This is a genomic window from Bacillus sp. 1021, from assembly GCF_014534735.1.
Classification (GTDB): domain Bacteria; phylum Bacillota; class Bacilli; order Bacillales; family Bacillaceae; genus Bacillus; species Bacillus siamensis.
Genome location: NZ_JACVSR010000001.1, coordinates 1 through 25650 on the forward strand (window position 1 = coordinate 1; position 25650 = coordinate 25650).

Sequence of the window (25650 nt, forward strand, 5' to 3'; positions counted from 1 at the left end):
GCCGGCCTAGCTCAATTGGTAGAGCAACTGACTTGTAATCAGTAGGTTGGGGGTTCAAGTCCTCTGGCCGGCACTCTAAATGATGGAGGGGTAGCGAAGTGGCTAAACGCGGCGGACTGTAAATCCGCTCCCTCAGGGTTCGGCAGTTCGAATCTGCCCCCCTCCACCATTTTATAAATAGGGGCATAGTTTAACGGTAGAACAGAGGTCTCCAAAACCTCCGGTGTGGGTTCGATTCCTACTGCCCCTGCCACTATATTATTTATTCATCTTTAGATTATGGCGGTTGTGGCGAAGTGGTTAACGCACCAGATTGTGGCTCTGGCACTCGTGGGTTCGATTCCCATCAATCGCCCCATATTATCATTGGGCTATAGCCAAGCGGTAAGGCAACGGACTTTGACTCCGTCATGCGTTGGTTCGAATCCAGCTAGCCCAGTTGCATTTTTTAAAAATAACTGCATAAGATGTATTAAGTTCTTTACATGCTGCGGAAGTAGTTCAGTGGTAGAACACCACCTTGCCAAGGTGGGGGTCGCGGGTTCGAATCCCGTCTTCCGCTCCAAATTACGGCGGCATAGCCAAGTGGTAAGGCAGAGGTCTGCAAAACCTTTATCCCCGGTTCGAATCCGGGTGTCGCCTTTCTTTTGCCGGGGTGGTGGAATTGGCAGACACACAGGACTTAAAATCCTGCGGTAGGTGACTACCGTGCCGGTTCAAGTCCGGCCCTCGGCACCAATTTAACTTTGGACGCAACATGTTAGATTGGTTATTAATTTTCACATTACAAAACATATATGAGAGTGATTTGCATATTGCAGATCACTTTTTTTATATAATAAGAGTGTGAAGACTATGAATATAAGTGTCTTGCTTGTATCGTGTATACTGCATTACCATTGAAAAAACTTTACTAAAACCGTTGACACTTTATAAAATGCATGTTATATTTATATACGTCGGTTGAACACGACGTATTACATGCCGGTGTGGCGGAATTGGCAGACGCGCACGACTCAAAATCGTGTTCCTTCTGGAGTGCCGGTTCGACCCCGGCCACCGGTATAAGAAAGCTTCTACATATGTAGAAGCTTTTTTTGTTGTATGAAAATACCCTCCAAGGCTTGTGAAAAATGATAAGCCTGCGGGCGGTTCAGATCCCATACCAGTTTATTATTAGCGAATTGGAGCGTTTGCTTTCCCTCTCAGTGATAATACGGTGACACCCTCGAAGCTTGTTCCGGTGCTTATTGCTGCGGTGATCTCTGTTATTTTATACGGTGTCTTTTCATTTTTCAGATAGCAATGCGAAAAATATTAAAAAGGTGGTACCCAAAATGGAATACCGCCTTTTTAATGAGCTGTTATACTTGAGAAAAAAGAGGTGATGACGTTGAAACAGATTATTGCAATGGGCGGCGGGGGGTTTTCCATGGAGCCGGATCATCTTGTGCTGGATCAATATATTTTAGAGCAATCGGTGCGGTCAAAGCCGGAAGTTTGTTTTTTGCCGACGGCAAGCGGAGATTCGGAGAATTATATCAGCAGGTTTTATCAGGCCTTTCAAAGGCTGGAGTGTAAGCCAGATCACTTGTCGCTGTTTAAACTGCCGTGTTCTGACCTCAGGTCCTTTCTCATGAAGAAAGATATCATATATGTCGGCGGCGGCAATACGCGCAATATGCTTGTCTTATGGAAAGAATGGGGGCTTGACCTTATTCTGCGTGAGGCTTGGGAGAACGGTGTAATCTTGGCGGGGCTCAGCGCCGGGGCGATTTGCTGGTTTGAAGAAGGAGTGACAGATTCGGCAGGAGATTTGAGAGAGTTGCAAGCTTTAGGGTTTTTGCCGGGAAGCTTTTGTCCTCACTATGACGGAGAAGCGGAGCGCCGGCCGGTGTATCACCGTCTGATTTCAGAAAACAAACTTCAGGAGGGCTATGCCGCTGATGACGGCGCTGCGCTTCATTATAAAAACGATCAGCTGTTCCGGTCTGTCTCTTCCCGGGAAATGGCAAAGAGTTACAGGGTTTTTGATACTGAAGAAGGCGTAAGGGAAACAGAGCTTCCAGTCATTCCGTTATCTGAATTTTGATAATATACTTTTTTTTGTATGCAAATTATGTTACGATGAAACCGAAATGAATAGTTACTGGGGGTGCCCGTCTAAGCGGGCTGAGAGAGAAGCGGCGGCTTCTTAACCCTTTGGACCTGATCTGGTTCGTACCAGCGTGGGGAAGTAAAGGTTTTATTATTGTTGTGGAAAACAATAATAGTTTCTTTCTGACTGCAAAACCGGGTTCTCCAATGAATCCGGTTTTTTTGTGCTGGTGCTGAGCTTGGTTCTGTTATTCAAATGGATAAGGGAGAGATTTGTATGCAAAATCAATCAGTACAGCAAGCGAACATTTCTATTATGTCGAGTTTTTCAGGCAGTAAAAAGGTTTATGTAAAGGGTTCTTCGCCTGACATACGAGTGCCGATGCGGGAAATCAGCCTCAGTCCGACAACGGGGGCGTTCGGGGAAGAGGAGAATCCGCCGGTCCGTGTTTATGATACGAGCGGACCGTATACAGACCCGGATGTACAAATTCAAATTCATGAAGGTCTGAAGCCGCTCCGCACAAAGTGGATTACAAAGCGCGGCGATGTGGAGGAATATAACGGACGGGCCGTGAAACCTGAGGACAACGGCTATAAAAAAGAAGGCCGTGCCGCCGAATATCCCGGTTTACAGCGGAAACCGCTGCGGGCCAAGGCAGGGAAAAACGTTACACAATTGCATTATGCGAGAAAAGGCATCATTACACCGGAAATGGAGTTTATCGCAATTCGCGAGCATGTGTCTCCCGAATTTGTCAGAGACGAGGTAGCCAGCGGCCGGGCGATCATTCCTTCAAATATTAATCATCCTGAAAGTGAACCGATGATTATCGGCCGGAATTTTCATGTGAAGATCAATGCAAATATCGGCAACTCGGCTGTTACATCTTCTATTGAAGAAGAAGTCGAAAAAATGACGTGGGCGATTCGCTGGGGCGCCGATACGATGATGGACTTATCCACTGGGAAAGATATTCATACGACACGTGAATGGATCATCCGCAATTGCCCCGTACCTGTGGGAACGGTGCCGATTTATCAGGCGCTTGAAAAAGTAAACGGCATCGCCGAAGATTTAACGTGGGACATTTATCGAGACACATTGATTGAGCAGGCGGAGCAGGGCGTGGATTATTTCACCATCCATGCCGGCGTATTGCTTCGTTACGTCCCGTTAACGGCCAAACGCACGACGGGAATCGTATCCCGCGGCGGGGCGATTATGGCGCAATGGTGCCTGGCTCACCATCAGGAAAGCTTTCTGTACACGCACTTTGAAGAAATTTGTGAAATTATGAAGACGTATGATATTGCATTTTCTCTTGGAGATGGGCTGCGTCCCGGCTCGATTGCGGATGCTAATGATGAAGCGCAGTTTGCGGAATTGGAGACTCTCGGAGAATTGACGGAAATCGCGTGGAAGCACGATGTGCAAGTGATGATTGAAGGACCGGGTCATGTGCCGATGCATAAAATTAAAGAGAACATGGACAAACAGCTGGAAATTTGTAAAGAGGCGCCTTTTTATACACTGGGCCCATTAACGACTGATATCGCTCCGGGCTATGACCATATTACATCGGCGATCGGCGCGGCGATGATCGGCTGGTACGGGACGGCGATGCTTTGTTATGTCACGCCAAAGGAGCATTTGGGCCTGCCGAATCGTGATGATGTAAGAGAGGGAGTCATTACGTATAAAATCGCGGCCCATGCGGCAGACCTTGCCAAAGGGCATCCGGGTGCTCAGATTCGGGATGATGCTCTGTCTAAGGCGCGGTTTGAATTCCGGTGGCGCGATCAATTTCATTTGTCGCTTGATCCTGAAAGAGCAATGGAATATCATGATGAAACGCTGCCGGCTGAAGGCGCAAAAACGGCTCACTTCTGTTCGATGTGCGGCCCGAAGTTTTGCAGCATGAGAATTTCTCAGGATATTCGCGATTATGCGAAAGAAAACGGTCTGACTGAAGACGAGGCCCTCAATGAAGGATTAAAAGAAAAAGCAAAAGAGTTTGTCGAGAAGGGAAGCCATTTATATCAATAAAAAAGAAAAGATGAGGATGGAGTGTGTCCATCTTCATCTTTTTTTAGAAAAACGGCGACCGGCGAAACGGCGGAATGCTCTGCTCAAAGCGGAATACGTTTTCCGGGTCATACTTCGTTTTGACTTGACGGAGGCGGTCGACATTTCCTCCGTAATATGTCCGCAGCCAGTTTCTGATGTCTATATCAGGCCAATTTACGTAATCCCCCATCGTTTCTCTTGAAAGAGACGTTCTCAGCTCTTCGATCCAGCGGACGTTTTGTCTTTCCTCTTCAGGAGATGTCCAGTTTGTTATATATTCCTGGGCAATGATTGCGTCGCGATAGTAGAATGCCGTTTGATCCGGAGCGATCCGTCCGGCCGCTCCGCCGAGAGATTGCTGCCAGACACTGGCGTTTTTATTCGGAGCGTGCTCCAAGTAGTATTTTAAAGCAGAAATTGCGCGTGTTGACAATGGTTTTTCAATAAAGGATCCTGACCGCTTCATCTTTTGCGGCTCATTGCCTCCCGGGCTGTTAAAAAAGGCTGCCGCTCTAATAAACGGAACTGTCTTGACCATGCCGCTTGTCGGGTTTCCCGCTTTCATTAACGGAGCCAGCAGTTCTTTCAGCTCATTTTTTGTTCCGATAAATTGGCCGAGCGCTTCTATGCGGTTGACTTCTTTAGGCCAAAACTGAATGGATGAAGTAAGACGGTTATCTGTAAATGGAGCCCAGTTCTGCCACGTATTAAATACCTCCTCGAAATCATCCCAGCCCCAAGTGACAGAAAAAATAGTTACGTACGAGATCGGCACGGCTTTAAACACCATCGATGTGACAATGCCGAAGTTGCCGCCGCCTCCGCCCTGAGACGCCCAAAATAAATCAGGATGCTTTGAGCGGTTGACTGTTATCAATTCAGCACCCGCTTTTTCGTCTGCTGTGATCATCTCGAGTTGGAGGAGACGATCGCAAGTCAGGCCGGCAGCCCTTGTTAAATATCCGATTCCTCCTCCGAGCGCCAGCCCCGTGATTCCCACATTTGCAATGGTTCCCGCGGGAAGAGTCAAGCCGTACCGCCAGAGTGTCCGGTACACTTCTCCCAAATCGGCACCCGCTTCAATCGAGACCAGCCGCTTATCTTTATTCACTCTTATTTTCTTCATTTCACTGAGATCAATGACAAGCCCGTCATTTAACAGGGAAAAATTCTCGTAGCTGTGTCTTCCGCCTCTGATGCGGAAAGGCACGTTATTCTCACGCGCCCATCTCAGTGCATTGACGGCATTATGTTTGTTTTGGCAAAACACAATGATGTCCGGATATCTTTGCAGGCTTAAGTTGATATTGGTTCTTGCTTCATTATAGTCCGGGTCATCTTTTCTGACGATGCGCCCGGTCAATGTTGTCTTTTCCACACTATCACTCTCTTTCATCGGGATCTGTTATTTCTTCTAACATATGCGGAAAAATAAGAGAGTGTATGAGGAAAACCCCCGGAATGAAACGATATTTTAAATTATAGTTGACAGGTAGGGATTGTATGAATTAACATAGTCAGTACATATTTCCAAACGTTGGCTGATCGGATCACCGAAGGCTCTTATCTTGTAAACAGATAAGGGCTTTTTTTTGCGTGAAAGCCATTGGATGAAAAGCGGAGGGATGAAAAGTGGCGTTAAAAAAGGCATCACATGTGCGCAAAAAAAGTAAAAAGCGAAAAAAGTACAGAAAACACACATTGAATTTCGAACTGCTTGTGGAGAAAAACAAATGGGAGATTATGAGAAGTGAGGAACAGATGGAGCAGATTTATATAAAGATAGATGAAAAGCATGCGGGGGTTCGATCAAAATGAAGGGGAACACTTTGAGGATGAAAACAACGGGCATCATACTCGCGCTGTCGGTATCGTTCATGTTATCAGGGTGCGCGTTAGGGAGTGCCGGAGAAGAACCGTCTTCTGCGGCGGATAAAAAACAGGAAACACGTATCGCCCATGTCAAAACAAAGAAATTTAAAGCTTCTCATCCGGAGGCGCTTCCCGTTAAGTCGAAAGCCAGAACGGACACTTTTGTTGCGGGGATTTCCGCGCCGGGGGGAGTGTTTCTGCCGTACTTTTATGAAAACGGCTGGGATGGAAATGCGACAGATCCTATTTTTGAACCGTTAGTCAAGCTGGATAAAACGGGTAAGCCCGCACCGGCTCTTGCTGAAAGCTGGACTGTTTCCAAAGATCAGCTTACCTACACGTTCCGCTTAAGAAAAAATCTCGTTTTCAGTGACGGTTCGCCGCTCACCGCAAAGGATGCTGCATTCACTTTAAAACTGCTGCATGATCCCGCTTACGCAGGCTATGAAGATATCACCACGGCCTATATTAAAGGCGGCAAGGCTTATAAAGAAGGAAAAGCAAAGACGATAGAGGGCATTCGCGTCCTTGATGACAGAACCATTAAAATCACGACTGAGAAAGTCAGTGCGAAGTCGCTGCTTCTTTTAGGCGGGCAGGTGCTGTCGGAAGCTTACTACGGAAAGAATTATCGATTCGGCAAACTGGATTATTTAAAAGAGCTTTATGCCAAACCGCTCGGAGCAGGGCCTTATCAATTTACAGAATACCTCCCGGGACAGGAAATACGCTATCAGGCTAATAAACATTATTATTCCGGAAAACCGAAAACAGAAAAGCTGATTTATAAAATTATTGATCCGTCAACTTCTCTTCAGCTGTTTGAAACGGGTGATCTTGATTACGCTTCATTTTCTCCTGATGATGATACGGTTGAGCATTTAAAAAGCCTCGGTTTTGCGAATATAAGCGTCTCGGTCGTGAATGATTACGGGCTTGTGTACGTGAATCACAAGCGTCCGCCTTTTCAAGATAAGAAAGTGTCCCAAGCGCTTATTTACGGGCTGGACCGTCAGAAAATCGTCGATGTCCGCTTTAAACACTACGGAGAAGTCGCAAATGTGCCGGTGTCTCCGGTTTCGTGGGCTTATGATGACAAAGGAGTCAATCCGTACACGTTTAATCCGGAAAAAGCCAAGAAGCTTCTTGATGAAGCAGGCTGGAAAACGGGGAAAGACGGCGTGCGTGAAAAAAACGGCAAAAAGCTTGAAATCAGCTATTACACTTCTAAAGCGGATGATGATTTCATCCCGATCGCGAAAGAAAATTACGCGGACATCGGAATCTCATTAAAACCGGAAGTGATGGATTTTAATACAGAGGTAGCGAAAATAAATGAAAAACAGTACGATCTTGCCGCCGTTTCCACCTCGCAGATTCTTGATCCGAATGACACGGTGGAAAAGCTGGCTTCCGGCCATCCCAATAATGTGACGGGATATTCCAATCCGAAAGCGGACCGGCTGATCGAGAAAGGAGCCGGCACGCTTGATATCAGCAAAAGAAAAGAGATTTATCACCAGCTGTACCGGGAGCTCGGGGAAAACCCGCCTTACATTCTGATTCATTACCGTCAGAGCGCAAGGGCGGTCAGCGGAAAAATAAAAGGGCTTGAGCCTGACAATTATTCGGGAATCAGTTCGAGTCTCTCAAACGTGTCAATTCAGTAGAACAATGGCGCAAAATACCCGCTGTCCGGGGTATTTTGCCCTTTCAGCGGAAGGGAGAGGCTTTTTGTGAAACGGTATGCCGCAGAACGGTTCATTCAAATGCTTGTGATCTTATTCGGTACGTCCTTTATTATTTTTTTCTTATTCGCGATGCTGCCGGGCGATTATATTGATTCCAATGTCAACCTGACCCCGGAAAGGGCGAAGGAGCTAAAAGCGCTTTACGGCCTGGATCAGCCGATTTGGCAGCGTTATGTGACGTGGCTCGGCAATGTGCTCAGCGGAGATTTGGGATTCTCTTTGAAGTATCAGGAAAACGTCCTGTCACTGCTTCAGAAATATGTCTGGAATTCGTTTTTTGTCGCGTTTTTGGCTTTGCTTGTCACATGGTCTGCCGCGATGATAACGGGTGTCATATCCGCTGTCAGGAAATACTCGTGGTTTGACGGGATCGTAACATTTTTTGTGTTTGCTTCCATGGCGTTCCCGTCTTTTTTTATCAGCCTTCTGTTTATTAAATGGTTTGGAGTGGATTTAAAAATATTGCCCGTCGGAGGGATGGTTGATACCGGAAGCACGAGTTCTGGTTTTTCGTACGTGCTTGAAGCCGCCAGACATATGATTCTTCCGGTTGTGATTTTATCTATGCTCGGCATCGGCTCACTGACAAGATATTTCCGCTCCGGGATGCTTGATGTGATCAGGCAGGATTATATCAGAACGGCGAGAGCGAAGGGGTTGAAAGAGCGCACCGTCATTTGGAAACATGCGCTGAAAAATGCGCTCCTTCCGGCGATTACCCTGCTTGCTTTTGAACTGCCGGGTCTGTTTTCCGGGGCTATTATTATTGAACAGATTTTCGGATGGCCGGGTGTCGGCCGTATTCAGCTGGAATCTGTGCATTATCGGGACTATCCGGTTTTGATGGCGTTTACCTTGTTTTTGTCTTGTTTAACGATTGTGGGGAATTTTTTGGCGGATATCGCTTATGCCGCGGTTGATCCGCGAGTCAGGCTGAAATAGGGAGTGTTTTGGGTGAATAAACAAAAAGGAGCGCCGCCTTCTCTTTGGAAGCAGACGTACCGCCGCCTGCTGCATCATAAGCTGACGGTCATCAGTCTTCTATTCTTATGTTTTATGTTTGTATTGTGTTTTATCGGGCCGTCTTTTTCTCCGTACATAACGGATCGGACGGATATTTCAAATGCCAATCAGCATCCGGGGGTTCATCATTGGCTTGGCACCGACCAGTACGGGAGAGATGTGCTGACGAGGCTGATGCTGGCGGGGCAGATTTCTCTGACCGTGGGGCTTGCTTCAATGGTGCTGTCACTTGTCATCGGTTCATTGCTTGGGGCTGCGGCGGGATTTTATCGGGGCGCCGCTGATATGATCATTATGCGCATCGCTGATATGCTCATGTCTATCCCGGGTCTGCCGCTGCTTTTGATTTTGGCTGCGGTGATGTCGGAGTGGAAAGTGCCTTCTGAATACAGGATGTACCTGATTATGATGATGTTAAGCCTGATCGGATGGCCCGGTTTGGCGCGGCTTGTACGCGGACAGATTTTGTCGCTGAAGGAGCAGCCGTTTATGATGGCTGCGGAAGTTCTGGGGCTCAGTGATAAACGGAAAATTCTCTATCATTTGCTTCCCAATACATTGCCGTTACTCATGGTAGCGGCGACTTTGCATGTGGCGGGGGCGATGCTGAGTGAATCGGCGCTGAGTTTTCTCGGACTCGGCGTTGCTCCGCCGACTCCTTCTTGGGGAAACATGATGGAAGCGGCGAATCATTATATGGATTTTACACTCCGTCCGTGGCTGTGGATACCGCCGGGTACGGCCATTTTTCTGACCGTTGTGGCGATTCATCTGCTTGGAGACGGTTTAAGAGACGCTTTTGATCCTAAGGTAAAACGGCAGGTGAAAGTGAAATGAAAAAACCGCTTTTAGAAGTGAGGCATTTGGAAACGGTTTTTTATACGGAGGAAGGTGCGGTAAAGGCCGTGGACGATGTCAGCTTTACGATTCATGAGAAGGAAACGGTTTGCATTGTAGGGGAATCCGGCTGCGGGAAAAGCATGGCGTCTTTGTCCATTATGCAGCTCATTCCCGAGGCGGGAAGAATCGAACGGGGAGCGGTGCATTTTTCAGGAAGGAACCTGTTGAAACTGAAACAAAAAGAAATGCAGAAAATCCGCGGCTGCGAAATCGGGATGATTTTTCAGGAGCCGATGACCTCTTTGAATCCGGTGTTTACAATCGGTGAGCAGCTGACGGAACCGATTCGCGAGCATTTATTGCTGAGCAAGAAAGAGGCATGGAGGAAGGCGGTTGAACTTCTCACGTTAGTGGAGATCCCCCATGCCGGGCAGATGATGCACCGATATCCCCATGAGCTGAGCGGCGGCATGCTGCAGCGCGTTATGACGGCTGTCGCGCTCAGCTGCGATCCGAAACTGATCATTGCCGATGAGCCGACGACGGCACTTGACGTAACGATTCAGGCGCAGATATTGGATTTATTGCGGGATGTGAAAAAGCAGTTTCACACATCTATTTTATTCATTACCCATGACCTTGGCGTGGTTGCCGAAATGGCTGATTATGTGATTGTCATGTATGCGGGAAAAATTGTGGAGGAAGGACCGGTTGCAGAGCTGTTTTCCGATCCGAAGCATCCGTATACGAAAGGGCTGCTCGCGGCAAAACCGGTTATCGGTCAAAGGAGAGAGACGCTGTATACCATCCCGGGGCAGGTTCCCGCGCTTGCAGATCTGTCCGGATCGTCTTGTTATTTTGCGGAGCGGTGTGAACACAGCACGGAGATATGCCGGAGATCGAGCCCGCATTTTACTGAATTCGGGAAAGGGCATCAGGCGGCGTGCTGGCTTTACGGAGAGGAGAAAGCAGATGAGTGATGTGTTGCTGGAGGTCAAAGGGCTGAAAAAATATTATGAGGGGCAGGGGGGGATGAGAAAGGCCCGCAACAATCCCGTAAAAGCGGTGGATGGCGTCAGTTTTACGATAGGAAAGGGAGAAGTGTTCGGTTTAGCGGGTGAATCGGGCAGCGGCAAGTCATCAATCGGAAAAACCATTTTAAGACTTCATGAAAAAACAGAGGGAGAGGTATTTTTTCAGGGGCGAGATGTGTTCCGGATGAACCGGCGTGAGCTGAAAACATTCAGATCGGAAGCGCAGCTCATCTTTCAAGATCCGTTCAGCTCTTTAAATCCCAGACGACGGATCGGAGAAGCCATCGGTGAAGCGATGATCGAGCACCAATTGGCGGTGAAGCGGAATGCGCGTGATAAAGCGGCGGAGGTCCTTGAAGCCTGCGGTCTTTCCGCAAACTTTATCGACCGTTATCCGCATGAATTTTCCGGAGGGCAGCGGCAGCGGATCGTGATTGCAAGAGCGATGGCGCTTAAGCCGCAATTTATCATTATGGATGAACCCGTGGCGGCATTGGATGTCTCCATTCAGGCGCAGATGATCAATTTGTTCAGCAGCCTTCAGCAACGGCACGGGCTGTCATATTTGTTCATTTCTCATGATTTAAGCGTGGTGGAGCACTTATGTACAAAGGTCGCGATTATGTATTTAGGGACGATTGTCGAATACGCGTCAAAGGAGGAGCTTTTTTCACGGCCGCTTCATCCTTATACAAAAGCGCTGTTATCAGCCGTGCCTGTTCCTGATCCCCGAGCGAAAAGGGAGCGGGTGATGTTAAAGGGTGATATTCCAAGTCCCTCTGATCCGCCCTCAGGCTGTAAATTCCGAACGAGATGTCCGGCAGCCGAGAAGATATGTGCTGAGAAAAGTCCGCCGCTGTCGGAGAAGGGGCCTCAGCATTTTGCAGCATGCCATTTTGTATAATTGAGAAAAAGAAAGCTTTATTGATAATACACAGGAAAAACCTGCCGGACAGACCGGCAGGTTTTTTGATGTTATTTTGGTAACGGCAATCCGAGTCCTTCGGCAACGCGTCTGCCGTATTCAGGGTCAGCTTTGTAGAAGTGGCCGATCTGGCGCAGCTTAATTTCTTCTTTTTCCACAGGTTTCATCGCACCGACGATATTGGCGACAAGGCGTGCGCGCTCTTCCTCGCTCATCAGGCGGTACAGATCGCCGGCTTGTGTGTAATGATCATGATGATTATAGCTTACACTGTCAGCGAAACCTGATACAGGATATGCCGCCTGTTTATCTTCAGGTGACTCTTTCGGGCCTCCGAAGCTGTTAGGCTCGTAATAGACGGAGCGGCCTCCGTTATCATCAAAACGCATTTGTCCGTCACGCTGATAGTTTTTCACTTCATTGCGGGAACGGTTGATCGGCAGCGCCTGATGGTTCGCGCCGACACGGTAGCGATGGGCGTCATGGTATGCGAACAACCGGCCTTGAAGCATTTTGTCAGGTGAGACGTCGACGCCAGGGACTAATGTTCCGGGAGAGAACGTCGCCTGTTCTACTTCCGCAAAGTAATTTTCCGGATTGCGATCCAGAACCATGCGGCCGACTTCAATAAGCGGATAGTCTTTTTGAGACCATACTTTTGTGACGTCAAACGGATCAAAGCGGTATGTGTTTGCGTCTTCTAAAGGCATGATTTGAACATATAATTTCCATGCGGGGAAATCGCCGTTTTCAATCGCGTTGAATAAATCTTCCGTATGGTAATCGGGATTTTCGCCCGCGAGTTTTGCGGCTGTATTGACATCAAGGTTTTTTACGCCTTGTTCTGTTTTAAAGTGATATTTAATCCAGACACCTTCGCCTTTATCATTTGTCCATTTAAATGTATGGCTTCCGAATCCGTGCATATGGCGAAGGGTTGCCGGAATGCCCCGGTCTGACATCAGTATGGTTACCTGGTGCAGTGATTCCGGTGAAAGAGACCAGAAATCCCAAACGGCCGTCGGGTTTTTCAGATGTGTTCTCGGATCTCTTTTTTGTGTATGGATAAAGTCAGGGAACTTAATGGCATCGCGGATGAAAAACACGGGTGTATTGTTTCCGACGATGTCGTAGTTTCCGTCTTCTGTATAAAACTTAACGGCAAATCCGCGCGGGTCGCGCACTGTGTCACTAGAGCCCAGTTCGCCTGCAACGGTTGAGAAACGGACAAAGAGCGGTGTGCGTTTACCGACTTCTGACAGAAATGCGGCTTTCGTATATTTTGTAACGTCATTTGTGACTTCAAAATAACCGTGTGCGCCCGCGCCTTTTGCGTGAACGACACGCTCGGGAACGCGTTCTCTGTTAAAGTGCGCCAATTTCTCAAGCAGATGGACGTCTTGTATTAAAGCAGGGCCGCGATCTCCGGCCGTCATTGAGTTTTGGTTATCTCCGACAGGAGCGCCCCAGCTGGTTGTCAATTTATTTGAACTCATGTGATCACCTCTTTAGATTTATAAAAACATAATATCACCTATCAGTAAAAAGTCAATATTATTTTATAATGATTATAAAATAATTATTTTTATTATCGGAAAGAGAAGTCGGGTTTGAAAGCTTACTTGACTGACGGGAATAATGGGTTTAAGATGAGAAAAAATAGAAACCGCTGACTTGAACACAAGAGGCTCTTATTCTTCATGGGATAAGGGCCTTTTTTCATTGTCGGCGGTAAGGGAGGCGGCGATTGTATGCTTTTCCGGCAGCATTTTAAACCTGTTGATATTCACGGTCATCTGCCGTACAGCCTTTATTTCGGCAAACATGATAAGACATTTTCCGATTATAATCGGGAGCGGTCAGAAAGAATGAATCTGACTTGGGATTTTCCTGATCCGCATGAGGGTGATGACGGGGAAATCCCTTTGATGACAAAATGGGAGAATGAGTTAGATAAATACGGCATCGGCGTACTGAATTTTTTAACAGCGGAGAGCAATGACCGGATGGCGGCGTTTATTCAAGCCAATCCCGCGAGGTTTACCGGATTTGCATATCATCCTTTGGAGCGGGAGGATGCATATGAAGAGCTGAAAAGAGCCGTAGAAGAGCTCGGTCTGAAAGGGTATAAACTGTTCGGGCCGCTGACAGACATCGAGTTTCATGATCCGTCGCTGAAAAAGCTTTGGACGTATTTAGCTGACAAAAGGCTCCCTGTATTAATCCACTTCGGGCTTTTAGGGAGAGCGGGGGGCATTGTCAGCCACCGCAATATCAATCCCCTCTCCATCTATCGCGTGGCGAGAGAGTATGCTGATATACCATTCATCATCCCGCATTTCGGCGCCGGATATTATCAGGAACTGCTGCAGCTGTGCTGGAGCTGCCCGAATGTGTATATTGACACGTCCGGATCAAACCAGTGGATGAGGTGGATGCCGTACCCGCTTGATTTGGAAATTCTGTTTCGGAAGACATCCGAATTAATCGGTGCTGAACGAATCATCTTTGGGACGGATTCGAACGGATTTCCGAGAGGATACGTATACCGATATCTTCAGGAGCAGGTCCGGACCTGCCGGGAAATCAACATGCGGGAAGAAGACATAGAGAAGATTTTCGGAAACAATGCGCGGACATTGCTGAAAATCGACCAGCCGCAAAAGGAAATAAATACGTGATACAGCTGATGCGCTCTTTGGCAGGTTTATGCCGGAGGGCGCATTTTTAATTCTTACAAAAAACAGTTGACAAGTCGGAATAATTTGAATTAACATGATATTCAAATTTAAAAACAAACGGGCAGCTGATCGGACCGCCGAAGGCTCTCATCTCTACAAGCAACGGAGATGGGGGCCTTTTTGTTTTTCGATCGCATGCGGCAGGAAGAGAGGGGAAAAGACAGATGGCTGTAACCATCAGCATACAAGAAAAAGCGTTTGAGCATGAAGGACGGAAAACACCGGTGCTGAATGATATTGAACTGTCAATTGCATCAGGAGAATTTTTGACTGTCATCGGGCCGAGCGGCTGCGGAAAAAGCACGCTTTTAAAATTGATTGCCGGGCTTGATACCGATTATAAAGGCTCTGTCGCAATAAACGGCCGCCATGTGTCGGGACCGGGCATCCGGCAGGGATTTATCTTTCAGGAGCACCGGCTGTTTCCCTGGCTGACGGTGAAACAAAACATCGCTGCCGATCTCAATATAAACGACCCGGCCGTTCGTCAAAAAGTGGATGATCTGATTGAGGTTGTCAGGCTGCAGGGAGCAGAGGACGCTTATCCGCGCGAATTATCCGGCGGCATGTCGCAGCGGGTCGCCATCGCCAGAGCCCTGTTGCGTGAGCCCGAGGTGCTGCTTTTGGATGAACCGTTCGGAGCGCTTGACGCTTTTACGAGAAAACACTTGCAGGATGTGCTGCTTGATATATGGCGCGAGAAAAAAACGACGATGATTCTGGTTACGCATGATATTGACGAATCTGTCTATTTAGGCGATAAGCTGGCAATTCTCAGGGCAAAGCCCGGCCGGCTGCACAGTCTGGTGCCGATTCAGCTTCCGCATCCGCGCAATCGGACGTCAGCTGATTTTCAGGCCGTCCGGCAGAAGGTGCTTGCTGAATTTGAGAAAACGGAAGATCTCCGGTTTGCGGATGGATCAGGGATATAGAAAGGACGAAGCAAAGTGAAAAAAACCATCATTCTTTTAGCCGCAGCAGTCATGATGTTAGCCGGATGCAGTGCCGACGGAGCAGGAGGGAGCGGGAAAACGGTGAAAGAAATCCGGATCGGCATCCAGCAGAGTTTAAGCCCGCTTCTCATTGCCAAGGAAAAAGGCTGGTTTGAAGAAGCCTTCAAAAAAGACGGAATAAAGGTAAAATGGGTCGAATTCCAAAGCGGTCCCCCGCAATTTGAAGGTCTTGCCGCCGATAAGCTTGATTTTTCCCAGGTCGGCAATTCACCGGTCATTTCCGGCCAGGCGGCAGGAATTGATTTTAAAGAGATCGGGCTGTCCCAAGACGGGTTAAAAGCAAACGGCATTCTCGTAAACAAGGACAGCGGAATTAAGAGTCTGAAAGAGTTGAAAGGGAAAAAAATCGCCGTAGCCAAAGGCAGCAGCGGCTTTGATTTTCTTTATAAAGCTTTGGATAAAGCCGGACTTTCCGCCGATGACGTCACCATCATTCAGCTTCAGCCTGATGAGGCGGTTTCCGCTTTTGAAAACAAATCAGTTGATGCATGGTCGATTTGGGAGCCGTATTTGTCGATTGAAACGCTGCAGCACGGGGCGGAAATATTAGCGAACGGAGAGAGCACGGATTTATATTCTCCGGGTTTTACGTTAGTCAGGACCGGATTTTCCAAGGAGCACCCGGATGAAGTTGTCCGTTTTCTGAAAGTGTTCAATAAAGCAGTCACATGGCAAAAGGAACACAAAGAGGAAGCTGTCTCTTTATATGCGAAAATCAAAAATCTTGATCCCTCAGTCGTCAGAAACGTGCTCAACAATACAGAGCCTCTTAATCAACCGATTAATGATGATATTGTCAAAGCCCAGCAGAAAACCGCTGATTTTCAATATCAAACAAAAGCGATTCATAAGAAAATCAATGTAAAAGACGTTGTCGACAATTCATTTATCAAAAAGGCGCTTGAAACGGAGGGCGGCAAATAATGAAAGCAGAAGCATCAACGGCTCCCGGCACATTGAGCCAATCAGAAAAGAAAGATGCGGCAAAGTCCCGGCAGTATTCATACCAATGGATGAAAGGGGTTGTACTCCCGGCTGCGGTTATCGCGGTATGGCAGTTTATCGCAAGTCTGGGCATCGTCTCGGCAACGGTGCTCCCGTCACCCGTCGTCATTTTACAGACTTTTCAGGAACTTCTACTGTCAGGCGAGCTTTGGGGCCATTTAGAGATCAGCTTATATCGGGCGGCTGCCGGATTTCTGCTTGGCGCGGGCCTCGGGCTTGTTTTCGGGCTGCTGGTCGGGTTCTCAAAACGGACGGAAGCGTATATCGATCCGTCTCTGCAAATGCTCAGGACGGTTCCGCACTTGGCGGTGACCCCGCTGTTTATTTTGTGGTTCGGATTTGATGAGACATCAAAAATTCTGCTGATCGCATTGGGGGCTTTTTTCCCTGTATACATTAATACGTTTCTCGGAATCCGCAGCGTGGACGCAAAGCTGTTTGATGTCGCCCGGGTGCTGGAATTTAACTGGTATCAGCAGATGGCGAAATTGATTCTTCCGGCGTCTCTGCCGAATATCCTGCTCGGCATCCGGCTCTCTCTCGGTATTGCGTGGCTCGGCCTTGTGGTGGCGGAACTGATGGGATCGAGCGCGGGCGTCGGCTATATGATTATGGATGCGAGACAATTTTCACAGACAAATAAGGTGTTTGTCGGCATTATCATTTTTGCGGCTGTCGGCAAGCTGACAGATGCATTGGTCAGAATGCTCGAACGGAAACTATTAAAATGGCGGAACAGTTATGAAGGGTAGCCTATTTAAAAAAGGAGAGATTCATATGGAGATTCTTTGGTTTATTCCGACGCATGGAGACGGACGGTATTTAGGGACGCAAACGGGAGGAAGAACCGCCGATCATCTTTATTTTAAGCAAGTGGCACAGGCGGCAGACAGACTCGGGTATACGGGGGTTCTGCTGCCGACGGGGAGATCATGTGAAGACCCATGGCTGACGGCTGCGGCTTTAGCGGGTGAAACGAAAGATTTAAAATTTTTAGTGGCGGTCCGTCCGGGACTGATGCAGCCATCTGTCGCCGCGAGAATGGCATCGACAATGGATCGGCTGTCAGACGGCCGTCTGCTCGTAAATGTCGTAGCGGGCGGAGATCCTTATGAGCTGGCGGGAGACGGGATGTTTATCAGCCACGATGAGCGCTATAAGGCGACTGAAGAATTTTTGACCGTATGGCGCGGACTCATGCGGGGAGAAACGGTGACATATGAAGGGGACCATATCAAAGTGGAAAACAGCAATTTGCTGTTTCCGCCAAAACAGGCTCCGCATCCGCCATTATATTTCGGCGGTTCATCACAGGCGGGAATTGAGGCTGCGGCGAAACATACAGATGTGTATTTAACATGGGGGGAGCCGCCGGAGCAGGTAAAAGAAAAGATTGAAACCGTCAAAAAACAGGCTGCCCAAGAAGGAAGGACAATGCGCTTCGGCATCAGGCTTCACGTGATTGTCCGGGAGACTGAGGAAGAGGCATGGAAAGCGGCAGAACAATTAATCAGCCATTTAGACGAAGAGACGATTGCGAAAGCGCAGGCTGCACTCCGGCGCGCTGATTCTTCAGGACAAAAACGGATGGCCGATCTTCATAACGGCGACCGGACGAAGCTTGAGATCAGCCCGAATCTCTGGGCCGGCATCGGGCTGGTCAGAGGCGGAGCGGGCACGGCGCTTGTCGGTGATCCCCAGACTGTCGCCGATCGAATTTTAGAGTACCGGGCGCTCGGCATTGAGTCGTTTATCTTTTCAGGCTACCCGCATCTTGAAGAAGCATATTATCTGGCTGAACTCGTGTTTCCGCTTTTGCCGTTTCAAAACGAGCGGACGAAAAAGCTTGAGCGCAGACTGGGCGAAGCAATGGGCAACGACCATTTTGCAAGAGGGAACAAAGCGACAGTCTGATGACATCATAAGGCGGATAATTGCCGGCGGGCGCTTTCTGCTGATTCATTTCCGGGGAAATGCCGCTGTCTGATGTGAAACTGGCAAAAAGGAGGCGGGTAAATACCCGCCTTTAATGCGCCTAGCTTGCACGATGATCATATGAATGATACGATATAAAACGTAATTATTACGATTTAAAAGGAGTGCTGGAATGGCTAAAAAATCAAAAGTGATCAAAGAGCTCAAGCGGCAGAAGCTTGTTGAACAATATGCGGACATCAGAAGAGAATTAAAGGCAAAAGGAGACTGGGAAGCGCTGAGCAAACTGCCGCGTGATTCTGCTCCGGCCAGACTTCATAACCGCTGTACGGTGACGGGACGGCCCCGCGGATATATGAGAAAATTTAAACTGTCCAGAATCGCGTTCAGGGAGCTGGCCCATAAAGGCCGGGTTCCCGGAGTGAAAAAAGCGAGCTGGTAACATAAAAAACTCCGGATCTGTCATGAACCGGAGTTTTTGCCGTGCTTATGGAACGTGAAAACATAAGCCAAATGCTGAATCATCATCAGAATGAAAATCAAAAGAATCGGAAAAAAGGGAAGATGCGGCTGAATCAGCGGATAAAACAAAAGCAGTACGGCTGCGGCCGGCAATGAGAAGTAAACGGCAATATACGAGGAACGGCAGGCTTTAGCCGTCATCATCCGTTCTCTTTCATCCTGTTCCTCAAATTCATCGGGCACAAGCCTGTGCTTTTTGCCGTTCCGTTTTTTCTTTTCAGTATAGATATATAATACGGCACAAACGGTAAACAGCAGAAACGGCGTGATGTTCAGCTCAAATGAACCGCTCCCCTCTGTCTGGAAAAACTGAGCGATACGCGGCACTGCTTCCATAATGGAAATAAGCGTCCAGCAGGCCAATCCGTAGAGTGCAAGGTGAAAACACGCTTTTCTTTTTAAACTCATTTTTTCTCCTCCTCCAGCCAGAATACTTCCTCCATCGGCAGGGAGAAAGCCCGGCAGATATTAAGCGCCAATAAGAGTGATGGCACATAATCTCCTTTTTCAATCGCCGCAATCGTCTGTCTGGTGGCTCCGGCTTCTTTTCCGAGCGTTTCCTGAGAATAGCCGAATCTGGCTCTCAGCTCTTTTACTTTATTTTTCATCATCAGGCGTACCTCAAGTTTTCTTCTTTTTTATATTGTATGGTATTCTTAACAAAATGTAAACTAGACTTAACATATGGACAAAAAAAGAATTTTTTTCGACAAATTTTTTAACATTCCCTTGACGAAAAAAAAATATGCATGTAATATTAGAAACATCAAATCGGTGCTGACAAAAAAGCATTTTGATGCGGGTGTAGTTTAGTGGTAAAACCTCAGCCTTCCAAGCTGATGTCGTGAGTTCGATTCTCATCACCCGCTCCATACATACGTTATTAACGCAGTGTTTCGTTTCTCTGATAAACGAAGTATTGCGTTTTTTTATGTGAAAAAAGACACGAAAGGCGTGTCTTTTTATGAAAGCCAAGTGACGGTATGTGTGCCTCCGTGAATTTGTTCAAACATTTTGGTTAAGGATGTTAACAGCTCATCTGCCGCGTCGGCATGAATTGAAGGCGGGAAAAAGATCAGCTGCAGCATGTTCTTTGTGCCGGTTGTTACAGGGCGGGTGTTGATTTGTCCGGTAAGACCGCCGAAAATGCCGCCAGAGTCGGAGAAAGCCAGTACGTGTTCTTTTTCTCCGATTGTGATTGAAATCGGTTCATCCATCTGTGCGGCGTCATACGCCATGATGGGCAATGAATATTTCAAGGAGAAAAAAAGTATGGTATCATGGGCTGAATTCACACTTTCGATGAATCGCTCCCGGGAAATATCGCCGAGCATAAGCTCCATCGGCGTTTTTTGTCCTGAAAAGGCGGGACTGAGCTGTTCCATCATACATGCCCATTCTTTCACAAAAGGCTGTTCATCTATGCCGCCGTCAGCATAATCAAAGTAAAGCGATTCTTGAAATAAACGGAGGCGGCCTTTCAGCATTTGCGGGGCAGGCCCGACTTCAATCTGTTCATATAATACGGCTGCCGCTTTGATCCCCGGCACCCGTTCAGCAATAAGAGGATCTAAACTGATGTTCAATTGTGTTCACTCCATTTCGGGATGGTAAAACTCTATTATACCCGTGCGGGAGCCTGATCACAAAGAAAGGAGGCTGTGCAAAAAATGAATATTCATAAACTGAAAGAGGAATTAATCGAATACGCCAAAAGCATCGGAGTCGACAAAATCGGGTTTACGACGGCTGATACGTTCGACAGTCTGCGGGACCGGCTGATTCTTCAGGAATCACTCGGCTATTTATCCGGGTTTGAAGAGCCGGATATTGAAAAACGGGTCACTCCGTCTTTGCTTCTGCCGAAAGCCAAATCGATCGTCGCCATCGCCCTTGCCTATCCTTCCAAAATGAAAGATGCGCCGAGGAGCACGAGGGACGGCCGGCGCGGCATTTTTTGCAGAGCTTCCTGGGGGAAGGATTATCATGACGTGCTGCGCGAAAAGCTTGATCTGCTGGAGAATTTTCTCCAAAGCAAACATGAGGATATCCGCACGAAGTCAATGGTGGATACGGGAGAATTGTCCGACAGGGCCGTGGCGGAACGGGCGGGAATCGGTTTCAGCGCCAAAAACTGCATGATCACCACACCTGAATACGGTTCTTACGTCTATCTCGCTGAAATGATCACCAATCTGCCCTTTGAACCGGATGTGCCGATTGAAGATATGTGCGGATCGTGCACAAAATGTTTAGACGCGTGCCCGACCGGCGCGCTCGTTAATCCCGGGCAGCTTAATGCACAGCGCTGTATTTCATTCCTGACCCAGACAAAGGGGTTTTTGCCGGATGAATTCCGTACGAAAATCGGAAACCGCCTGTACGGCTGCGATACGTGCCAGACGGTCTGCCCGATTAATAAGGGGAAAGATTTTCATCTTCATCCGCAGATGGAGCCCGATCCGGAAATCGCCAAGCCGCTGTTAAAGCCGCTTCTGACCATAAGCAACCGGGAATTCAAAGAAAAATTCGGACATGTATCCGGTTCATGGCGCGGCAAGAAGCCGATTCAGCGAAATGCTATTTTAGCATTGGCTCATTTCAAAGATGCTTCTTCTCTTCCCGAATTGACGGCTTTGATGCACCAAGACCCGCGCCCCGTCATCAGGGGGACGGCCGCCTGGGCCATCGGAAAAATCGGTGATCCGGAATATGCGAAGGAATTAGAAAAAGCGCTTCACAAAGAGCAGGATGAGGAAGCCATACAGGAAATAGAAAAGGGGCTGGAGCTGCTTTCGGTTTCTGATAAGACTAAAACCGGCCGGTCCTGACATATGTATAGAGAAAAAGCACTTGGAGTGAGTTCAAGTGTTTTTTCTTTATAAAACAGTATGGTGGGTGGAGCGCTTGAAGCATATTATTGAAGACTTAGCGGAGGCCCGGCTTCATTATTTAGTCAACGGAACCGAGATGAGGCACAATGGGCAGGCCGGCGATCTTGAGGTCCTGACGAGAAAAAAAGAGCTGTTTGAAAAACGGAAAGTTGACATCGTTAAAGCGAAAGCGAAAGCCGTCATTGTCAAAAGCAGTCTTGAGGATGACGGCACGTTATGCGTCATGTACACCATTCATTTCGAATATTTGTGCAAGGAGCAGGACGGGCATCTTTATTTAGAAGAGCAGATTGAGGAACGGAATGCTTTTCTCTATGACCAGCTGCTGATTAAAGATCGGGAAATAAAGAAAAAACCGGCCGGATTTTCTGACGGAAACAGCGTAATCGAATATGAGCGGAGTGAACGGGAAGATTTCGGGCGGGCATTTCAATACGACCGTCTGGCTGCCGTTCAGTACGCGGAAAAGTTTTGGAATAAACGAAATCCCGCTTATAAAAATTTCGGCGACAACTGCACAAATTTTATTTCCCAATGTTTACATGCCGGAAAAGCGCCGATGCGGGGGCATCCGAACAGAGGCTCAGGCTGGTGGATGAAGGAAAGCTCATGGAGCTACAGCTGGACGGTCGCGCATTCCATGAAGATGTATCTGGCCCAATCCAAGGCCGGGCTTCGCGCGGTGCAGGTGTCAAGCGCCGAGGAGCTTATGCCCGGAGATGTGATTTGCTATGATTTTGAAGGTGACGGCCGTTTTAACCATACGACGATCGTGGTCGCAAAAGATAAAAGCAATATGCCGCTCGTCAATGCCCAAACATATGACAGCAGAATGAGATATTGGTCATATGAGGATTCAACGGCATATACTCCTTCCATCAGATATGCGTTTTTTCATATTACGGATGATACGACAAAAGAGTAATTAATGATATAATGGTGGGCGGAATAAAAAACAGAGGTGAACATCGTGGCATTACATGTCGTTTTATATCAACCCGAAATCCCGGCCAATACGGGAAATATCGCACGTACTTGTGCGGCAACAGACACAACGCTTCATTTGATCCGCCCGCTCGGATTCTCAACCGATGATAAAATGCTGAAGCGCGCCGGACTCGATTATTGGGAGTTCGTCAACGTCGTTTATCATGATTCATTGGATGAATTATTTGAGGCATATGAGAACGGAAAGTTTTTCTTCATTACAAAATTCGGGCAAAAGCCGCATACATCGTTTGACTACTCAAATACGGAGGAAGACTTTTTCTTCGTATTCGGCAGAGAAACGAGCGGACTTCCGAAAGAATTGATCGAAAACAATATGGACCGCTGCCTGCGTCTTCCGATGACCGAGCATGTGAGATCATTAAACCTGTCCAACACTGCCGCGATTCTTGTATATGAAGCGCTGCGCCAGCAAAATTACAGAGATTTGACATGAGAAAAAACCGCCCGGATTCGGGCGGTTTTTTTATTGAATGCAGCCGGGGTTCATACAATGTTATATTTATAGGCTTAACAAACGTAACAGTGTTATGTTACAATGTGTTCATCGAAGGAGCTGGATTTATGGAGGAACAACTGATTTCTAAAAAAGAATTGCTTGAAGAAACATCAATCTCATACGGACAGCTGTATCGCTGGAAGCGGAAAAATTTAATTCCTGAGGAATGGTTTATCCGAAAATCAACGTTTACAGGCCAGGAAACATTTTTTCCGAGAGCGGAAATCTTAAAACGCATCTCAAAAATACAGAAAATGAAAGAAAATCTGTCTCTGGATGAAATGAGGGAAATGCTGTCTCCGCAAATGGCTGATGTCGATATATCGTCTGCGGAGCTGCTTCAAAAAGGATTGATTTCAAACGCCGCGCTGCAAGTTTACGGAGAAGACGGCGGGACATTCACGTCCCGGGCGCTGCTGTCTTTATATGTGCTTGAAAGGCTTTTGCAATCGGGAAATATCAGTCTTGAAGAAGGAAAAATGGCGGCAGAGGTGCTGAAAACGTATGAGGCTTCTGAGCTGAAGGCAAATACAGAGCTCGTCGTGCTCCGGAAACTCGGCGTAACGACGTGCTTCATCGCAGATGCGGAACATATTCTGTTTGAACCGTCTGTCAAAGTGGCTGAACGGGTGGCGCTTGCTGCGGCATCAGAAGAATTAAAAACAAAATGGATGCAGGAGGACCATCAATGGATGTAACAGATAAATTAGTCATTAACGGTTCAGGAAGTTCAAAAGGAGGCCGTTTTCATACGGTGGAGATCAACGGAAGCGGCACGGTGTCAGGTGACGTAGAGTGCACGAGCCTTTTGTTTAACGGCAGCGGTAAAACAGACGGAAATGTCAAAACGCAAACGCTGACGATCAGCGGTTCGGGGAAAATTTCCGGCAGTGCTGAAGCCGAATCCATCCGAATCAACGGAACGGGTGTCATTAAAGGCGATGTCAAAACAGAGCGGCTGAACGTCGCGGGATTTTCATCTTTCGGCGGCGGTGTGAAAGCTGATGATATTTTCATATCCGGGAAAGTTGGGATTGAAGGGGATTGCGAGACAGAAACGTTCCGTTCGGAAGGCAAATGCAAGATCGGCGGCCTGCTGAACGCCGACGACGTCAATATGAAGCTGGCGGCGGGCGAGAGCCATGTGAAAGAAATCGGCTGCCGTCATTTAAAGGTGATGAGCAGAAAAAGCGTGCTCGCGCGGTTTAAGCTGATGCCGGCTCCGGTGCTGACTGCAGAGCTGATCGAAGGTGACATCATTGAATTGGCGGACACGCACGCGAAGACAGTCCGCGGAAATTCTGTGCAGATCGGCGCAGGCTGTATCATTGAGACGGTGGAATACAGCGGAGATTTTACATGTGATCCGTCAGCTTTAGTAAACAAAGCCGTAAAAATATAGGAGGAGCTTCAGTGGAAACAACAAAAAAATTGAGTCATTTAAAAATGTACGGAGCCGGACACGCCGCCGGGGGCTCCTACCAGAATGTAAGCATTAAAGGAGAAGGCATTGTCGGTGAAGGGCTTCAAAGCGAGCGCTGCCGGATATTCGGTACGGGGCGTTTTCTCGGAGATGCCGAGATCAATCGGCTGAAAATTTTCGGGGAACATGAAACTGATGGAGATTTATCGGCGCGTTCCGCAAATGTGCTCGGCACGCTGAAAATCGGCGGCTCCATGCGTTTCACCACGCTGAGGCTGAAAGGACTTGCCGACATTTCCGGCGGAGCCGCGGGAGAGCAGTGTCATATTAAAGGAAGTCTCACCGTCGGCGGCGATTGCGAGACAGAGCAGCTTCATGTAACAGGCTGTATCAATGTGGCGGGATTGTTAAACGCGGGAGACGTCAATATCCATTTGCGTTATGACCGAAGCAACGTGAAGGAAATCGGCGGTACATCGATCATAGTCAGGCGGAAACCCGGTTTTCTGAAACGGAAAGCCGGCATGCTTTCGGCTGAATTGATTGAGGGAGACACGATTTACCTCGAATACACGGAAGCGGACACTGTCAGAGGAAAGCATGTGGAAATCGGCCCAGGCTGCAAAATTGGAAAAATCGAGTATCAAACAAGCTGCAAAGCCCATGAAAAATCAACTGTCCAAGAACACATTCAAATATGAAACATTGTTATGTTGTACAGGAAAGGGTGCTCTTCATAAGGAGCACCCTTTTTGCCGTTATTCGTTTTCAGGTTTGCTGTCGTAACCCGCCGTAAAAATGGATACTAAAAAAGTGAGAATGACCCCCAGTAAGATGATCGTTTTCATCATTTCTCCTCCTCTTTGCTTTTCCATTTGATGTCCGAGTCTGGATGAAACTGTATTTCTTTCATTATGAACGGTGCACCAGGCCCTTGTCAATGACCGCCCTTGAGCCGCCTTTATTTTTAAGAAACGAAAAGCATGTATTATCACGT

At 47.8% G+C, this 25650-nt stretch carries 25 protein-coding genes, 10 tRNA genes and 1 riboswitch; of the genes, 30 read left to right on the plus strand and 5 right to left on the minus strand.

Annotated features, from left to right (window positions below; translation table 11 throughout):
- The 11 genes from ICW23_RS00005 to thiC all read left to right on the plus strand — a co-directional run bounded on the left by ICW23_RS00005 (window position 1) and on the right by thiC (window position 4147).
- Window positions 1-73: transfer RNA gene (locus tag ICW23_RS00005), tRNA-Thr, on the plus strand.
- An 11-nt stretch (window positions 74-84) separates the two neighbouring features.
- Window positions 85-169, plus strand: a tRNA-Tyr gene (locus tag ICW23_RS00010).
- A 10-nt stretch (window positions 170-179) separates the two neighbouring features.
- Window positions 180-253: transfer RNA gene (locus ICW23_RS00015), tRNA-Trp, on the plus strand.
- Window positions 254-282: 29 nt separating this feature from the next.
- Window positions 283-358 (plus strand) — tRNA-His (locus ICW23_RS00020).
- A gap of 9 nt (window positions 359-367) precedes the next feature.
- A tRNA-Gln gene (locus ICW23_RS00025) sits at window positions 368-439 on the plus strand.
- A gap of 51 nt (window positions 440-490) precedes the next feature.
- Window positions 491-565: transfer RNA gene (locus tag ICW23_RS00030), tRNA-Gly, on the plus strand.
- A gap of 6 nt (window positions 566-571) precedes the next feature.
- Window positions 572-642 (plus strand) — tRNA-Cys (locus tag ICW23_RS00035).
- A gap of 7 nt (window positions 643-649) precedes the next feature.
- Window positions 650-738, plus strand: a tRNA-Leu gene (locus ICW23_RS00040).
- Between the two features lie 245 nt (window positions 739-983).
- Window positions 984-1065, plus strand: a tRNA-Leu gene (locus tag ICW23_RS00045).
- Between the two features lie 328 nt (window positions 1066-1393).
- Entirely contained in the window at window positions 1394-2092 is a 699-nt protein-coding gene (locus ICW23_RS00050) for a Type 1 glutamine amidotransferase-like domain-containing protein (protein WP_188153827.1), read from the plus strand.
- Window positions 2093-2141: 49 nt separating this feature from the next.
- Window positions 2142-2252, plus strand: a riboswitch (TPP riboswitch).
- A 122-nt stretch (window positions 2253-2374) separates the two neighbouring features.
- The gene (gene thiC / locus ICW23_RS00055; protein WP_045925635.1) at window positions 2375-4147 is read left to right on the plus strand and encodes a phosphomethylpyrimidine synthase ThiC; all 1773 of its coding nucleotides are present in this window, start codon (window positions 2375-2377) and stop codon (window positions 4145-4147) included.
- 43 nt (window positions 4148-4190) lie between these two features.
- Here thiC and ICW23_RS00060 read toward each other — a convergent pair whose 3' ends face one another.
- Window positions 4191-5546, minus strand: a complete 1356-nt coding sequence (locus ICW23_RS00060) for an FAD-binding oxidoreductase (RefSeq protein ID WP_188153828.1) — start codon at window positions 5544-5546, stop codon at window positions 4191-4193.
- Between the two features lie 254 nt (window positions 5547-5800).
- Between ICW23_RS00060 and ICW23_RS00065 the strand changes: the two genes are divergently transcribed.
- The 6 genes from ICW23_RS00065 to ICW23_RS00090 all read left to right on the plus strand — a co-directional run bounded on the left by ICW23_RS00065 (window position 5801) and on the right by ICW23_RS00090 (window position 11592).
- A complete protein-coding gene (locus ICW23_RS00065; RefSeq protein WP_016938456.1) occupies window positions 5801-5986 on the plus strand; it encodes an FbpB family small basic protein in 186 nt (61 codons plus the stop codon).
- Window positions 5983-7710, plus strand: a complete 1728-nt coding sequence (locus ICW23_RS00070) for an ABC transporter substrate-binding protein (protein WP_188153829.1) — start codon at window positions 5983-5985, stop codon at window positions 7708-7710. Before ICW23_RS00065 ends, ICW23_RS00070 begins: the two co-directional genes overlap by 4 nt.
- Window positions 7711-7776: 66 nt before the next feature.
- Window positions 7777-8733, plus strand: a complete 957-nt coding sequence (locus ICW23_RS00075; RefSeq protein WP_188153830.1) for an ABC transporter permease — start codon at window positions 7777-7779, stop codon at window positions 8731-8733.
- A 12-nt stretch (window positions 8734-8745) separates the two neighbouring features.
- Complete coding sequence (gene opp4C / locus ICW23_RS00080; protein ID WP_188153831.1) at window positions 8746-9651, plus strand: oligopeptide ABC transporter permease; 906 nt, start codon at window positions 8746-8748, stop codon at window positions 9649-9651.
- Complete coding sequence (locus tag ICW23_RS00085) at window positions 9648-10634, plus strand: ABC transporter ATP-binding protein (RefSeq protein WP_188153832.1); 987 nt, start codon at window positions 9648-9650, stop codon at window positions 10632-10634. Before opp4C ends, ICW23_RS00085 begins: the two co-directional genes overlap by 4 nt.
- Window positions 10627-11592 carry an ABC transporter ATP-binding protein gene (locus ICW23_RS00090; protein WP_016938451.1) on the plus strand — a complete coding sequence of 322 codons (966 nt, stop codon included), beginning with the start codon at window positions 10627-10629 and terminating at the stop codon, window positions 11590-11592. The genes ICW23_RS00085 and ICW23_RS00090 overlap by 8 nt, the downstream gene beginning before the upstream one ends.
- A gap of 71 nt (window positions 11593-11663) precedes the next feature.
- On the opposite strand, the gene katA is transcribed toward ICW23_RS00090, so the two are convergent.
- Entirely contained in the window at window positions 11664-13109 is a 1446-nt protein-coding gene (katA, locus tag ICW23_RS00095) for a catalase KatA (protein ID WP_016938450.1), read from the minus strand.
- Window positions 13110-13364: 255 nt separating this feature from the next.
- On the opposite strand from katA, the gene ICW23_RS00100 reads away from it, so the two are divergent.
- The 6 genes from ICW23_RS00100 to rpsN all read left to right on the plus strand — a co-directional run bounded on the left by ICW23_RS00100 (window position 13365) and on the right by rpsN (window position 18749).
- Window positions 13365-14294: an amidohydrolase family protein gene (locus ICW23_RS00100; protein ID WP_099743960.1), complete on the plus strand. Its 930-nt coding sequence runs from the start codon at window positions 13365-13367 to the stop codon at window positions 14292-14294.
- A 224-nt stretch (window positions 14295-14518) separates the two neighbouring features.
- Window positions 14519-15286, plus strand: a complete 768-nt coding sequence (locus ICW23_RS00105; RefSeq protein WP_049628154.1) for an ABC transporter ATP-binding protein — start codon at window positions 14519-14521, stop codon at window positions 15284-15286.
- A 15-nt stretch (window positions 15287-15301) separates the two neighbouring features.
- Window positions 15302-16291 carry an aliphatic sulfonate ABC transporter substrate-binding protein gene (locus ICW23_RS00110; protein WP_188153833.1) on the plus strand — a complete coding sequence of 330 codons (990 nt, stop codon included), beginning with the start codon at window positions 15302-15304 and terminating at the stop codon, window positions 16289-16291.
- Entirely contained in the window at window positions 16288-17124 is an 837-nt protein-coding gene (locus ICW23_RS00115; protein WP_188154195.1) for an ABC transporter permease, read from the plus strand. The genes ICW23_RS00110 and ICW23_RS00115 overlap by 4 nt, the downstream gene beginning before the upstream one ends.
- 25 nt (window positions 17125-17149) lie before the next feature.
- Window positions 17150-18286, plus strand: a complete 1137-nt coding sequence (gene ssuD, locus ICW23_RS00120) for an FMNH2-dependent alkanesulfonate monooxygenase (RefSeq protein ID WP_064778289.1) — start codon at window positions 17150-17152, stop codon at window positions 18284-18286.
- A 193-nt stretch (window positions 18287-18479) separates the two neighbouring features.
- On the plus strand, window positions 18480-18749 hold the full coding sequence (rpsN, locus tag ICW23_RS00125; RefSeq protein ID WP_014417259.1) for a 30S ribosomal protein S14: 270 nt from the start codon (window positions 18480-18482) through the stop codon (window positions 18747-18749).
- Between the two features lie 20 nt (window positions 18750-18769).
- Here the strand turns inward: rpsN and ICW23_RS00130 are convergent, their stop codons facing one another.
- The gene (locus ICW23_RS00130) at window positions 18770-19237 is read right to left on the minus strand and encodes a hypothetical protein (RefSeq protein ID WP_016938443.1); all 468 of its coding nucleotides are present in this window, start codon (window positions 19235-19237) and stop codon (window positions 18770-18772) included.
- Window positions 19234-19437 (minus strand): helix-turn-helix transcriptional regulator, encoded by a 204-nt coding sequence (locus ICW23_RS00135; protein ID WP_003155407.1) that lies wholly within the window; start codon window positions 19435-19437, stop codon window positions 19234-19236. Before ICW23_RS00135 ends, ICW23_RS00130 begins: the two co-directional genes overlap by 4 nt.
- 190 nt (window positions 19438-19627) lie before the next feature.
- Here ICW23_RS00135 and ICW23_RS00140 point away from each other — a divergent pair.
- A tRNA-Gly gene (locus ICW23_RS00140) sits at window positions 19628-19701 on the plus strand.
- Window positions 19702-19791: 90 nt separating this feature from the next.
- Here the strand turns inward: ICW23_RS00140 and ICW23_RS00145 are convergent.
- Window positions 19792-20415, minus strand: coding sequence for a hypothetical protein (locus ICW23_RS00145; protein WP_188153834.1), 624 nt, complete (start codon window positions 20413-20415; stop codon window positions 19792-19794).
- Window positions 20416-20499: 84 nt separating this feature from the next.
- Between ICW23_RS00145 and queG the strand changes: the two genes are divergently transcribed.
- From queG to ICW23_RS00175, 6 genes are all read left to right on the plus strand, one after another.
- Window positions 20500-21660 (plus strand): tRNA epoxyqueuosine(34) reductase QueG, encoded by a 1161-nt coding sequence (queG, locus tag ICW23_RS00150; protein ID WP_016938440.1) that lies wholly within the window; start codon window positions 20500-20502, stop codon window positions 21658-21660.
- A gap of 76 nt (window positions 21661-21736) precedes the next feature.
- Window positions 21737-22648: an amidase domain-containing protein gene (locus ICW23_RS00155; RefSeq protein ID WP_045925646.1), complete on the plus strand. Its 912-nt coding sequence runs from the start codon at window positions 21737-21739 to the stop codon at window positions 22646-22648.
- 36 nt (window positions 22649-22684) lie between these two features.
- Window positions 22685-23167 carry a tRNA (uridine(34)/cytosine(34)/5-carboxymethylaminomethyluridine(34)-2'-O)-methyltransferase TrmL gene (gene trmL, locus ICW23_RS00160; protein WP_101605566.1) on the plus strand — a complete coding sequence of 161 codons (483 nt, stop codon included), beginning with the start codon at window positions 22685-22687 and terminating at the stop codon, window positions 23165-23167.
- 128 nt (window positions 23168-23295) lie between these two features.
- Window positions 23296-23928 carry a YhbD family protein gene (locus tag ICW23_RS00165; RefSeq protein WP_188153835.1) on the plus strand — a complete coding sequence of 211 codons (633 nt, stop codon included), beginning with the start codon at window positions 23296-23298 and terminating at the stop codon, window positions 23926-23928.
- Window positions 23919-24632: a polymer-forming cytoskeletal protein gene (locus ICW23_RS00170; RefSeq protein WP_262481948.1), complete on the plus strand. Its 714-nt coding sequence runs from the start codon at window positions 23919-23921 to the stop codon at window positions 24630-24632. The genes ICW23_RS00165 and ICW23_RS00170 overlap by 10 nt, the downstream gene beginning before the upstream one ends.
- Before the next feature lie 11 nt (window positions 24633-24643).
- Complete coding sequence (locus ICW23_RS00175; RefSeq protein ID WP_188153836.1) at window positions 24644-25354, plus strand: hypothetical protein; 711 nt, start codon at window positions 24644-24646, stop codon at window positions 25352-25354.
- Window positions 25355-25650 lie beyond the last annotated feature (296 nt).

Excerpts from the sequence above, each read along its gene's own strand:
- ICW23_RS00100 (WP_099743960.1), top strand. The coding sequence starts at position 13,365 with ATGCTTTTCCGGCAGCATTTTAAACCTGTTGATATTCACGGTCATCTG.
- ICW23_RS00135 (WP_003155407.1), bottom strand. The coding sequence starts at position 19,437 with ATGAAAAATAAAGTAAAAGAGCTGAGAGCCAGATTCGGCTATTCTCAG.
- queG (WP_016938440.1), top strand. The coding sequence starts at position 20,500 with ATGAATATTCATAAACTGAAAGAGGAATTAATCGAATACGCCAAAAGC.
- thiC (WP_045925635.1), top strand. The coding sequence starts at position 2,375 with ATGCAAAATCAATCAGTACAGCAAGCGAACATTTCTATTATGTCGAGT.
- ICW23_RS00170 (WP_262481948.1), top strand. The coding sequence starts at position 23,919 with ATGGATGTAACAGATAAATTAGTCATTAACGGTTCAGGAAGTTCAAAA.
- rpsN (WP_014417259.1), top strand. The coding sequence starts at position 18,480 with ATGGCTAAAAAATCAAAAGTGATCAAAGAGCTCAAGCGGCAGAAGCTT.
- katA (WP_016938450.1), bottom strand. The coding sequence starts at position 13,109 with ATGAGTTCAAATAAATTGACAACCAGCTGGGGCGCTCCTGTCGGAGAT.
- ICW23_RS00165 (WP_188153835.1), top strand. The coding sequence starts at position 23,296 with ATGGAGGAACAACTGATTTCTAAAAAAGAATTGCTTGAAGAAACATCA.
- ICW23_RS00070 (WP_188153829.1), top strand. The coding sequence starts at position 5,983 with ATGAAGGGGAACACTTTGAGGATGAAAACAACGGGCATCATACTCGCG.
- ICW23_RS00130 (WP_016938443.1), bottom strand. The coding sequence starts at position 19,237 with ATGAGTTTAAAAAGAAAAGCGTGTTTTCACCTTGCACTCTACGGATTG.
- ICW23_RS00105 (WP_049628154.1), top strand. The coding sequence starts at position 14,519 with ATGGCTGTAACCATCAGCATACAAGAAAAAGCGTTTGAGCATGAAGGA.
- ICW23_RS00085 (WP_188153832.1), top strand. The coding sequence starts at position 9,648 with ATGAAAAAACCGCTTTTAGAAGTGAGGCATTTGGAAACGGTTTTTTAT.
- ICW23_RS00090 (WP_016938451.1), top strand. The coding sequence starts at position 10,627 with ATGAGTGATGTGTTGCTGGAGGTCAAAGGGCTGAAAAAATATTATGAG.
- ssuD (WP_064778289.1), top strand. The coding sequence starts at position 17,150 with ATGGAGATTCTTTGGTTTATTCCGACGCATGGAGACGGACGGTATTTA.